The following is an 11,136-nucleotide window of genomic DNA, read 5'->3' as shown; positions in this document are numbered from 1 at the left end:
TCACCTGTTCCTATTGATGGCACATGTGTTCGTATCGGTGCGATGCGTTGTCACTCACAAGCGTTGACCATCAAGCTCAAACAAAACGTGCCGATGGATGAGATTGAAGAGATCATCGCCACGCACAATGACTGGGTGAAAGTGATCCCGAATGACCGTGATATCACGGCAAAAGAGCTGACTCCAGCGAAAGTGACGGGTACCTTATCGATTCCTGTCGGCCGTCTACGTAAGATGGCAATGGGTGATGACTTCCTCAACGCATTCACCGTCGGTGACCAGCTGCTATGGGGCGCGGCAGAGCCGTTGCGTCGTACGTTGCGTATCATTCTAGCGGAGAAATAAACCCTCAAACCCGAGTGTTGGTTCCCTATCCTAAAGCGCCTCTTTGCAGGCGCTTTTTTTATTGGTGATTGTTTTATCGGTGATTCACAAAGTGCTTAGACTTTTTCTTGAACTGGGGCGGTTACGCGCTTATCGGGATCGGCGAGTTCACTGCCACAATGCTTGCAATAGAGCGCGTCAGACTCATGCCCCGATTTTGAGCAGTTTGGGCATTTGACCAAGGTCTTGTGTGATTTCATCTCTTGGTTGATTTCAGCGGTGATGATGCCAGTGGGCACCGCAATGATCGAGTAACCCAGCAGCATGGTAATGGCCGCGATGGTTTTACCTAGACCGGTTTGCGGCACTAAGTCGCCATAACCTACGGTGGTGATGGTCACGATGGCCCAATAGATGCTCATGGGAATGCTGGTGAAGCCGTTATCTGGTCCTTCAATGACGTAGATGAGGGCGCCAAAGATGGTGACCAAGATGGCGACATTGGAGAAAAAGATAAAGATTTTGCGCCGAGAAGTGAGCAGAGAACGCAGCAAGATGTTGGAGTCTTGCAGATAGCGAACCAACTTAAGAATGCGGAAAATACGCATCACTCTGAGCAGTCGGATCACGCCCATAAAGGTCGCCGAAGGAAAGAAAAACGCCAAGTAAGTGGGCAAGATAGCCAATAAATCAATCACCCCATAAAAACTTTTCGCATAGGCGAGGGGCTTTGGCGAGCAGTAGAGCCGCACAAGGTATTCGAGCGTAAACAGCGCAGTAAACGAGTATTCCAGCACTCTTAATGTACTTTTCCATTCCTGCGGCACGCTAGGCAGTGATTCAAGCAATAGAACGATCAGCGAGGCAAAAATCGCTACGATAAGCGCCAAATCGAAGCGTCGACCCGCCTTGGTATGCGTGCCAAAGATGATGACATAGAGATGGTGTTTTAAGGGATCGGATTTCATGACCTAGCCTAGTGACAAACGACAAGGTCAGAGTATGAGCAAAGCTGAAAGGCGTCAACCTTGCTCAATGTATGTTTGATCAACGCCTTAGTGGGATTCTAAGGGATTAGGCGAGGCCAGGAAATAGATTGCGTAACCCGTTGGCAATGAACTCGATGCCCAGAGCACCAAGAATCAAGCCCATGATACGCGTAATCACGTTGATGCCGGTTTGGCCAAGGAATTTCACGATCAAAGGCGCAGAACGAAACAGCAGCCAAGAGCACAAGCAAAACACCGCGATGGTAATGATGATACCTGTGGTATCCATCATGCCCGGGTAGCGTGAACCATAAACGATGGTTGAACTGATCGCACCAGGACCGGCCATTAGCGGCATCGCTAATGGCACAACACCGATTTGTTCGCGGCTGACGTACTCCGATTTTTCCTGCTTGTTCTGCTTATCTTCACCGAGCTTACCGCTCATCATCGAAAAGGCGATGCTCAGCAGCAGTAAACCGCCTGCCACACGAAACGAATCTAGAGAAATGCTGAACATATCGAGCAACATCTGCCCGCCGAGTAGAGAGACGATCAGAATAACCGCGACCGCCGCGTTGGCTGTGGTTGCGGTTTTGTGTTTCTCTTCGAGGGTCATATGACCGGTTAACGAGACAAACACCGGCATGATCCCCACCGGGTTAACGGCGGCGACTAAACCGAGAAAAAACTGTAAAAAAATCGCTAATTCAAAGGTTTGCATCTAAGCATGTCCACATTAGGCAAAGGGGTAAAAAAGTCACGCGGAATATAGTCTAAATTCACGCAGATAACGAATGAAAAAAGCTAATCTGTCGCCTATACCATGACTGAGAATTTCTAATTATTCCTGACAAAGGGATCGTGCCTGACATGTTTTGTTAACCAAAAGAGGCGTAAGATGAGCTACAGTTTTACGATGTTGTTAAGTTTGCCACAAAATCATGTCTTCAAGACGCCATTTCATCTAAAAATGACGTAACTTGTAGTGTGAGTAGCACGAATTTTGTGAATTACATGTAAGTTTGTGGTCAAAAAATGAAACTTTTTTACAATCTATGCTTGTTCAACGAGTTCGATTGATTGATTGCTGTTATTTTATTCAGTTCGAATTTGTGATTTAAGTCTTTATAAATTAGTGGTTTATGGTGATTTGTGCGATTCGCGTACCACTAACTAGGTAAATAGTTTTTCAGAACTGATCTGGGTCAATTTTTTTCACAACCTGAAATAATATACTCAGCCCTGAAAGCAATTTACTAAGAAAGCTGTGATTGACTGCCCAAGATAAGCATGCAGTTGGCTTAATAAAAAGTTTTTAATATTTGTTAATTTTAGGAGATTTCCCTATGCCTGTTACTAATATAGCCGAGCTAGATGCAATGATTGCACGCGTTAAGAAAGCGCAAGAAGAGTTCGCAACTTACTCTCAAGAGCAAGTTGACCAAATCTTCCGTGCTGCTTCTCTTGCTGCGAACCAAGCTCGTATCCCGCTAGCACAACAAGCGGTCGAAGAATCTGGTATGGGTATTGTTGAAGATAAAGTAATCAAGAACCACTTCGCTTCTGAGTTTATCTACAATAAATACAAAGACGAAAAGACCTGTGGCATCCTAGAAGAGGATGACAACCTAGGTACTATGACTATCGCTGAGCCTGTGGGCATCATCTGCGGTATCGTACCTACCACAAACCCAACTTCTACAGCGATCTTCAAATCTCTTATCTCTTTGAAGACTCGTAACGGCATCATCTTCTCACCACACCCACGTGCGAAAAACTCAACCAACGATGCAGCGAAACTGGTTCTAGAAGCAGCAGTAGCAGCGGGTGCTCCAAAAGATATCATCGGTTGGATTGACCAACCATCTGTTGAGCTATCAAATGCGCTAATGAAGCACGATGACATCGCACTTATCCTTGCTACTGGTGGTCCAGGCATGGTTAAAGCCGCTTACTCTTCTGGTAAGCCAGCAATCGGTGTTGGTGCAGGTAACGTTCCTGTCGTTATCGATGAAACGGCTGACGTTAAACGTGCAGTGGCTTCTATCCTAATGTCTAAAACATTCGATAACGGCGTAGTGTGTGCTTCTGAGCAGGCAGCAATCGTTGTTGACGAAGTTTACGACGAAGTGAAAGAGCGTTTCGCAACGCACAAAGCGGTTGTACTAAGCAAAGCTGACGCGGATAAAGTACGTAAAGTTCTACTTATCGACGGCGCATTGAACGCGAAGATCGTTGGTCAGCCAGCAGCAGCAATCGCTGAGATGGCGGGCGTGAAAGTTCCTGCTGACACGAAAGTGCTTGTTGGTGAAGGTCTTGGTAAAGTGTCTTACGAGGACGCATTTGCTCACGAGAAACTCTCTCCAACGCTTGGCTTGTTCCGTGCAGACAACTTCGAAGATGCGGTTGCTCAAGCGGTGACTATGGTTGAAATCGGCGGTATCGGTCACACCTCTGGTCTATACACTAACCAAGACACAAACGCAGACCGTATCCGTTACTTTGGCGACAAGCTAAAAACAGCTCGTATCCTAATCAACATCCCGACGACTCACGGTGGTATCGGTGACCTGTACAACTTCAACGTTGCACCTTCTCTAACTCTAGGTTGTGGTTCATGGGGTGGTAACTCTATCTCTGAGAACGTAGGTCCTAAGCACCTAATCAACAAGAAAACTGTAGCGAAGCGAGCTGAAAACATGTTGTGGCACAAACTACCTAAGTCTATCTACTTCCGTCGTGGTAGCCTTCCAATCGCGCTTAGCGACCTAGAAGGTAAGAAACGCGCATTCCTTGTTACTGACCGTTTCCTATTCAACAACGGTTACGCGGATGACGTAGTACAACTACTGAAAGCACAAGGTATGGAAGTACAAACGTTCTTCGACGTTGAAGCTGACCCAACGCTATCAGTGGTTAAGAAAGGTGCTGAAGCGATGCAAAGCTTCCAGCCTGACGTTATCCTAGCACTTGGTGGTGGTTCACCAATGGATGCGGCGAAGATCATGTGGGTAATGTACGAGCACCCAGAAACGCACTTTGAAGAGCTTGCAATGCGCTTTATGGACATCCGTAAACGTATCTACAAGTTCCCTAAAATGGGTAAAAAAGCTGAGCTTGTTTGTATCACCACAACTTCAGGTACAGGTTCAGAAGTGACACCATTCGCGGTAGTAACTGATGACGAAACTGGTGCTAAGTACCCACTTGCTGACTACGAGCTAACACCTCAGATGGCGATCGTTGATGCTAATCTAGTCATGAACATGCCTAAGTCTCTAACCGCATTCGGTGGTTACGATGCTGTGACTCACGCTCTAGAAGCTTACGTATCAGTTCTTGCCAATGAGTACTCTGATGGTCAAGCTCTACAAGCACTTAAGATGCTTAAAGAGTACCTACCTTCAAGCTACGCGAACGGTGCAAACGACCCAATCGCTCGTGAGAAAGTACACAACGCGGCAACTATCGCTGGTGTAGCATTTGCGAACGCATTCCTAGGTGTATGTCACTCTATGGCGCACAAGATTGGTGCTGAGTTCCACCTACCACACGGTCTGGCGAACGCACTACTGATCTCTAACGTGGTACGTTACAACGCGAACGACAACCCAACTAAGCAGACTGCATTCTCTCAATACGACCGTCCACAAGCACGTCGTCGTTACGCTGAGGTTGCTGACCACCTAGGCCTAAGCCAAGAAGGTGACCGTACTGCTCAGAAGATTGAACGTCTACTAGCGTGGATGGATGAGTTGAAACAAGACCTAGACATTCCAGCGTCAATCCAAGCGGCGGGTGTTGCTGAAGCTGACTTCCTAGCGAAGCTAGATGAGCTAGCGGTTGAAGCGTTCGATGACCAATGTACTGGTGCGAACCCACGCTACCCTCTAATCTCTGAGCTGAAAGAAGTTCTAAAAGCTTCTTACTACGGTAAAGCATTCGTTGAAGGTGAAACTTTCGAAGGTACAACTGTTATCAAGAAGAAAGCGGATCAAGAAGCAGCGAAAGCAGCACCAAAAGCGAAGAAAGAAAAAGCGGACGCATAAGTAAGCCGTCACGTTGAGATAGGTTTTCGCTAGCACGAAACCTACGCTTTGAAATCGAGCCCTAGCCCTGTGCTGGGGCTTTTGTTTGTCTGCTCATATTTTGTGCTATCCATGTTGGTGCTATTCATATTGGTGGCGTAAAAAAGCCGATGCAATTGCATCGGCTCATTACTCATCTCCAATAGCCTACCCAATCAGGCTATTTCTCTTCGTCTGGCAGTTTGACGTTGAGCTCGAGAACGGAGATGTCGTCATCTTTGTGCTCAAACGACAGGTCGACCATCGATGGGTCAATGTCGACATACTTCGCAATGACCTTCAGAATATCTTCTTTAAGCTGAGGCAGATAAGACGGCGCAGGGTCGTTTTGACTGCGACGCTCGGCCACAATGATTTGCAGTCTCTCTTTGGCTAAATTCGCAGAGCTCTTTTTCTGCGGGCGGAAAAACTCAAGTAATGACATGCCTAATTAGCCTCCAAATAGTCGTTTAAAAATCCCTTTCTTCTGCTCTGTGAGGAAGCGGAAATCCACTTGCTCACCGAGAAGACGCTCAACCGTATCATTATAGGCCATACCGGCGTCGGACTCGTCGTCGAAGATGACCGGCACCCCTTTGTTAGAGGCATTCAAAACCGCTTGGCTCTCCGGGATCACGCCGAGCAGGGAAATGTGCAAGATCTCTTCGACATCTTCCACGCTGAGCATTTCACCTTGATTTACGCGCGCAGGGTTGTAGCGCGTGAGTAGCAGGTGCTGTTTCACCGGCTCTAAGCCTTCTTCTGCGCGACGGGATTTAGAATCGAGAATACCCAGGATACGGTCGGAGTCACGTACAGAAGAGACTTCTGGGTTGGTGGTGACAATTGCTTCATCAGCAAAGTACAACGCCATCAAAGCGCCTTGCTCGATGCCTGCTGGTGAGTCACAGATAATGAATTCAAAACCCATCTTATCCATGTCATCGAGCACTCGGCGTACGCCTTCTATGGTGAGGGCGTCTTTGTCACGAGTTTGAGAGGCGGGCAAGATGAACAAGTTGTCGGTACGTTTGTCTTTGATCAGCGCTTGATTGAGCGTTGCTTCGCCATTGATGACGTTAACAAAGTCGTACACGACGCGACGTTCGCAACCCATAATCAAGTCAAGGTTACGCAGACCAATATCAAAATCGATCACAGCGGTTTTTTTGCCTTTCATCGCAAGGCCTGAAGCGATAGCAGCGCTAGAGGTGGTTTTCCCTACGCCGCCTTTTCCTGATGTGACAACAATAATGCGTGCCATTCGTTGGTTCCTTTAAACTATTAAATTGTTAACAGCTCGAATTTGAGTGAATCGTCGCTCAAGCTGAACATCACTTTCTGTTGCCAATATTCCTCGGCAAACTGTTCCGTAAGCCAGTAGTGCCCAGCAATAGACATCAATTCTGCATTGAGTTTGTTACAGATGATGACGGCGCCCGTGTTGCCACTGGCCCCTGCAATAGCGCGACCACGCAACGTGCCATGGATGTGAATCGAGCCATCGGCAATCACCTCGGCACCTTCACTGACATGATTGAGTACCACTAAATCCGCGTCTTTGGCGTAAATCTGTTGCCCAGAGCGCACCGGGGTGCGAACAATTTTGGTGGGCGCTAAGGTCGCGGGCGCTTGTGTGGGGGACTTGCTTGCCGTCATCACGGCGAACTTAGCGTCAGACGCTAAGTTTTGTGTACGTTTGTCTGGGCATCCCGTCACCCCAACAGGTATCATGCCCGCTTGGGCGATGCCTTGCTTTAGCTTTACAAAGTCCAATTCGCCCGCCACCTTTGAAATATTGATCACCACAGGTGCGTGAGCAAAAAACGCAGGTGCCGTTTGCACTTTCTGTTGTAAGAAGTCGATGCATTTGTCGACATCGTTATCGCTAAGGTGCAAAACGGACAAGGTGAAACTACTGCCTTTCAAGTCAGGCGAAGCGGCGCTGGATGATTGGGTCGGCTTGGATTGAGCAGTGACGCTCTCTGACCCAATGGTCTGTGGCCTGCTTGTATTGGGCTCGGTCATATTCGACATATAGGTAAGTGGCAACCTCTTAAGGGCGTTGCTTGGGACTAGGGGACTCATGTTATATTCCCTCCCTAAGCTCAGCAAGTTATCTTGCGCTCAATTGGGTGTTTTGCTCTCAAAAATAGCGAAACATTGACGTTTAATGACAATGAGATAAAAACATAGACATGCTTTGTGCAATTTATAAGAGTTCAAAAAAAGAGGGCGCGTACCTCTACTTACCGAAAAAGGACGATTTTTCGCAAGTTCCTGACACACTGATGCAGATGTTCGGTAAACCTACAATGGTGATGATGGTGAAGCTCGACGGGCGCAAGTTAGCACAAGTCGACATCGAAAAAGTGAAGCAATCCATGCAAGATGAGGGCTTCTTTTTGCAACTGCCACCCCCACCGAAAAACCTGCTTGATGAATACAAAGAGCAGAAAAAAGCTCGCCAGCAGTCGAATAATTCATAGTTCTAAAGACTCGCTAAAATTGCTCAAGGAGGGCAATGTGAAAACAATACTGTCAGCTGTTCTAGGATTGACACTTTCAGGCACTGTGTTGGCAACGTCAGTGTCTGCGAGTGAGGTGTCATTTGATGATTACATCCAAACACTCAGAGATGAAGCCAAAGCGATGGGGATTGCTCAGCCCGTCATCGATGAGGCATTTGCCAATGTGACTCATAAACCACGCGCCGTGACGGCCGATAAGAATCAGCCAGAGAAAAAACTGACCTTAGATGAGTACATTCCACGTGCCGTACCAAAATGGAAAATCGATCAAGCCAAAGCTCTTTACCAAAAGCACCACACTGAGTTGACTCGCATTGGCGAGCAATATGGTGTGCAGCCGCGCTTTATTGTTGCGCTGTGGGGCGTTGAGAGTAACTTCGGAAAATTTACCGGCAATTACCCCGTCATTGATGCACTCGCGACCTTGGCGTACGACGGCCGCCGTGAGGCCTTCTTTCGCAGTGAAACCATGGCCGCGTTACAGATCTTAGAGCAGGGCCATATTGCTTTTGATGACTTTAAAGGCTCATGGGCAGGGGCGATGGGCCAGTGCCAGTTTATGCCGAGCTCGTTTTTAGCCTTTGCTGCGGATGGTAACGGTGATGGTAAAAAAGACATCTGGACGACAGAAGCGGATGTGTTTGCTTCGGCGGCCAATTATTTAAGTCAATCCGGTTGGGACGATACCTACACCTGGGGACGTCAAGTGACGCTTCCCGCTGGGTTTGATACGTCAATTCAAGGGCGAGCGCCGGACAAAGCCAAATATTTGCAACAGTGGGCGTCAATGGGGATTACCCGTTTTGATGGCCGACCGCTACCTAAGCTCGACCAAGATATCCAAGCCTGGTTGATCGCACCCGATGATGGGAATGGGCGTGTTTATTTGGTCTACAATAACTATAACGTACTAATGAAATGGAACCGGTCTTACTACTTTGCGCTGGCTGTTTCACACCTTGCGGATGCAATTGTGATGTGATGCGGTAAACAAAAACGACGAATCCTCCTACATTCAGTTGCGCTTAGCTTGACGGTGTCTATATTTGATTGACAATAAATAATGTAGCATTATCTAAATAAGTGATTGGTTTTGTAGCAATGACTGGAGCGCGATGAACGTACACCACTTTGTAGCGGATAAATTATCCGAAGTCGTCTTAATGAAACAGCAGCGCCAGATGATGATGATTCGGGTGCTCGCTGTCTTAGGTGTCTCCTTCCTTGCGGCCTTCTCTGTCTATAGTTTTTATCGCGGCGATATTGAGCTGGGCACAACGCTGGCCTTTTACTCCTTGGTTGGCATCGTCACCATCAAAATGATTAACCTGCAACATCGCTTTGGTCTTGCTGGGCTATCTTTTATGATCTACTCCTTGAGTTTGTATCTTATTTTTACTGGAGGGTATGAAGGTACTGGCATTATGTGGGTCTACCCACTGTCTGCCATCGGCATATTCATCAATAGTTTTCGTGTTGGAGTGGGGCTCTCGGTACTGAATATTGTCCTGACTTCCTTGATCTTCGCCTTTGGCTTGACGCAGTTTCCGTACCCATACCATGTAGGGTTTCGCTTGGTATTAACCTTGGTCGCGATGTCAGGTATGTGTCACATCGTGATCTATTTTCAAAGTCAAATGGACGACTATATTTTGAAAATGGATCAAGAGGGCATTCAAGAACTGGCTTACATTGACTCGCTCACTCAGTTGGCCAACCGAGCAAGCTTTATGTCGGTGTTGTCTCACGCGACGCGCCTTGATGAAAACAAGCACACCGCGATCATTTACTTCGACTTAGATAACTTTAAAGCGGTCAACGACTGTTATGGTCACGATGTCGGCGACAACGTGTTGTACGATTTTGCCAAGCAAACCAAAGGCATTGCGCAGCAAGCGTTGGGCGAGCGACTGCAAAAATACGACATTGCCCGCTTGGGCGGTGACGAGTTTGCCATTTTTGTGCGCGATTATGAGTCGGAGCAAGAGGTGGTTGATTTGGCAGAGCAAGTCGTCGCACTCTTTTATGGTCACCATTTGCAATCACTGAACAATATTCACGTCGAGATTGGCGCCAGTGCGGGTATCTCATTTAACAATGAGACGATGACCTTAAGTCAGTGTTTGAAAGTGGCAGACAGAGCGATGTATCTCGCCAAAGAAGCCGGGTCGGGTAATGTTAATGTGGCTAAAACAGCCTCAGAGCCGCGAGAAGAAGCGCTGCTCTGAGGAAGGATAGGGCGCTAGTTATTTGGTATGAAATTGCTCACACGCTAGCATAGTATTCTCAATCAAGCTCGCCACCGTCATTGGCCCAACACCACCCGGGACTGGCGTAATAAAGCTGGCGCGCTCTTTGGCTTTATCGTATTCCACATCACCCACCAACTTGCCTGACTCCAAGCGGTTGATACCGACATCGACCACGACCGCTCCCTCTTTGATCCAGTGACCTGGAATAAAGTTAGGTTTACCTACCGCAACGACCACCAGATCCGCTTGACGTACATGACCTTCTAGATCTTGAGTAAAACGGTGGCAAGTTGTTGTGGTACAGCCCGCAAGCAGAAGCTCCAATGTCATTGGTCGACCGACAATGTTGGACGCGCCAACCACCACTGCGTGTTTGCCACGAAGATCGATGTTATAGCGATCAAGCAGGGTGATGATGCCTTTCGGCGTACAAGAGCGCAGTTTTGGAATGCGCTGCGCTAGGCGGCCCACGTTGTAAGGATGGAAGCCATCGACGTCTTTCTCTGGATGAATGTGTTCAAGTACGGCGGTAGAGTCGATTCCCGCTGGTAGTGGAAGTTGAACCAAGATGCCATCAATCTCATCGTCTGCGTTCAGTGTGTCAATCAGTGCAAGCAGCTCAGTTTGACTTGCGGTGGCAGGGAGGTCGAACGATTTAGACACAAAGCCCACCTCTTCACACGCGCGGCGTTTGCTGCCGACATACACTTGAGACGCCGGATCTTCACCAACGAGAACCACAGCCAAGCCAGGGGCACGTAACCCAGCGTCTAGGCGCGCTTTCACACGAGCCGCCACTTCGGAACGGACGGTTTGAGAAATCAGTGTTCCATCGATATTTTGAGCAGTCATGACTTTCCTTTAATCACAATGGCGAATAAGTTGTGGCGCATTGTCGCAAATAATTGAATGAACATCCATAAGCAAACGTTTGCTTCGGGTTATTTTTAAACACCTCAACCGCCAATGT

11 protein-coding genes are annotated in these 11,136 nt (G+C 47.8%); 5 read left to right on the top strand and 6 right to left on the bottom strand.

Translation table 11 applies throughout. The features are described 5' to 3' along the window. A partial coding sequence (locus AC6R1O_RS07430) for an aspartate-semialdehyde dehydrogenase (protein ID WP_500656778.1) occupies nucleotides 1-345 on the top strand: 345 nt, incomplete at its 5' end. A 95-nt stretch (nucleotides 346-440) separates the two neighbouring features. On the opposite strand, the gene AC6R1O_RS07425 is transcribed toward AC6R1O_RS07430, so the two are convergent. Further along, on the bottom strand, nucleotides 441-1,292 hold the full coding sequence (locus AC6R1O_RS07425) for an ion transporter (protein WP_500632235.1): 852 nt from the start codon (nucleotides 1,290-1,292) through the stop codon (nucleotides 441-443). Between the two features lie 106 nt (nucleotides 1,293-1,398). Then, entirely contained in the window at nucleotides 1,399-2,037 is a 639-nt protein-coding gene (locus AC6R1O_RS07420; protein WP_500629045.1) for a YchE family NAAT transporter, read from the bottom strand. 625 nt (nucleotides 2,038-2,662) lie between these two features. On the opposite strand from AC6R1O_RS07420, the gene adhE reads away from it, so the two are divergent. Further along, nucleotides 2,663-5,365, top strand: a complete 2,703-nt coding sequence (gene adhE, locus AC6R1O_RS07415) for a bifunctional acetaldehyde-CoA/alcohol dehydrogenase (protein WP_500626054.1) — start codon at nucleotides 2,663-2,665, stop codon at nucleotides 5,363-5,365. Between the two features lie 199 nt (nucleotides 5,366-5,564). On the opposite strand, the gene minE is transcribed toward adhE, so the two are convergent. The 3 genes from minE to minC are packed head-to-tail and all read right to left on the bottom strand — an operon-like array spanning nucleotide 5,565 to nucleotide 7,471. Then, complete coding sequence (gene minE, locus AC6R1O_RS07410; RefSeq protein WP_334552630.1) at nucleotides 5,565-5,828, bottom strand: cell division topological specificity factor MinE; 264 nt, start codon at nucleotides 5,826-5,828, stop codon at nucleotides 5,565-5,567. A 6-nt stretch (nucleotides 5,829-5,834) separates the two neighbouring features. Then, complete coding sequence (gene minD / locus AC6R1O_RS07405; RefSeq protein WP_500632234.1) at nucleotides 5,835-6,647, bottom strand: septum site-determining protein MinD; 813 nt, start codon at nucleotides 6,645-6,647, stop codon at nucleotides 5,835-5,837. 20 nt (nucleotides 6,648-6,667) lie between these two features. Beyond that, nucleotides 6,668-7,471, bottom strand: coding sequence for a septum site-determining protein MinC (gene minC, locus AC6R1O_RS07400; protein WP_500656777.1), 804 nt, complete (start codon nucleotides 7,469-7,471; stop codon nucleotides 6,668-6,670). Nucleotides 7,472-7,581: 110 nt separating this feature from the next. Between minC and AC6R1O_RS07395 the strand changes: the two genes are divergently transcribed. The 3 genes from AC6R1O_RS07395 to AC6R1O_RS07385 all read left to right on the top strand — a co-directional run bounded on the left by AC6R1O_RS07395 (nucleotide 7,582) and on the right by AC6R1O_RS07385 (nucleotide 10,142). Further along, a complete protein-coding gene (locus AC6R1O_RS07395) occupies nucleotides 7,582-7,872 on the top strand; it encodes a YcgL domain-containing protein (RefSeq protein ID WP_487901077.1) in 291 nt (96 codons plus the stop codon). 37 nt (nucleotides 7,873-7,909) lie between these two features. Then, complete coding sequence (locus AC6R1O_RS07390) at nucleotides 7,910-8,896, top strand: lytic murein transglycosylase (protein WP_500656776.1); 987 nt, start codon at nucleotides 7,910-7,912, stop codon at nucleotides 8,894-8,896. 133 nt (nucleotides 8,897-9,029) lie between these two features. After that, the gene (locus AC6R1O_RS07385; protein WP_500656775.1) at nucleotides 9,030-10,142 is read left to right on the top strand and encodes a GGDEF domain-containing protein; all 1,113 of its coding nucleotides are present in this window, start codon (nucleotides 9,030-9,032) and stop codon (nucleotides 10,140-10,142) included. Nucleotides 10,143-10,160: 18 nt separating this feature from the next. On the opposite strand, the gene folD is transcribed toward AC6R1O_RS07385, so the two are convergent. Next, complete coding sequence (folD, locus tag AC6R1O_RS07380) at nucleotides 10,161-11,018, bottom strand: bifunctional methylenetetrahydrofolate dehydrogenase/methenyltetrahydrofolate cyclohydrolase FolD (protein ID WP_487901080.1); 858 nt, start codon at nucleotides 11,016-11,018, stop codon at nucleotides 10,161-10,163. Nucleotides 11,019-11,136 lie beyond the last annotated feature (118 nt).

This window comes from Vibrio sp. R11-SG3-ISO3-SZ (genome assembly GCF_059834345.1).
The sequence above is the reverse complement of the archived record's forward strand: the minus strand, read 5'-3'. Positions and strand labels throughout refer to the sequence as shown.

What these genes read in the sequence shown, in the direction of transcription:
- AC6R1O_RS07420 (WP_500629045.1), bottom strand. Translation starts at nt 2,037, where the DNA reads ATGCAAACCTTTGAATTAGCGATTTTTTTACAGTTTTTTCTCGGTTTA.
- AC6R1O_RS07425 (WP_500632235.1), bottom strand. Translation starts at nt 1,292, where the DNA reads ATGAAATCCGATCCCTTAAAACACCATCTCTATGTCATCATCTTTGGC.
- minE (WP_334552630.1), bottom strand. Translation starts at nt 5,828, where the DNA reads ATGTCATTACTTGAGTTTTTCCGCCCGCAGAAAAAGAGCTCTGCGAAT.
- AC6R1O_RS07385 (WP_500656775.1), top strand. Translation starts at nt 9,030, where the DNA reads ATGAACGTACACCACTTTGTAGCGGATAAATTATCCGAAGTCGTCTTA.
- folD (WP_487901080.1), bottom strand. Translation starts at nt 11,018, where the DNA reads ATGACTGCTCAAAATATCGATGGAACACTGATTTCTCAAACCGTCCGT.
- minC (WP_500656777.1), bottom strand. Translation starts at nt 7,471, where the DNA reads ATGAGTCCCCTAGTCCCAAGCAACGCCCTTAAGAGGTTGCCACTTACC.
- AC6R1O_RS07395 (WP_487901077.1), top strand. Translation starts at nt 7,582, where the DNA reads ATGCTTTGTGCAATTTATAAGAGTTCAAAAAAAGAGGGCGCGTACCTC.
- adhE (WP_500626054.1), top strand. Translation starts at nt 2,663, where the DNA reads ATGCCTGTTACTAATATAGCCGAGCTAGATGCAATGATTGCACGCGTT.
- minD (WP_500632234.1), bottom strand. Translation starts at nt 6,647, where the DNA reads ATGGCACGCATTATTGTTGTCACATCAGGAAAAGGCGGCGTAGGGAAA.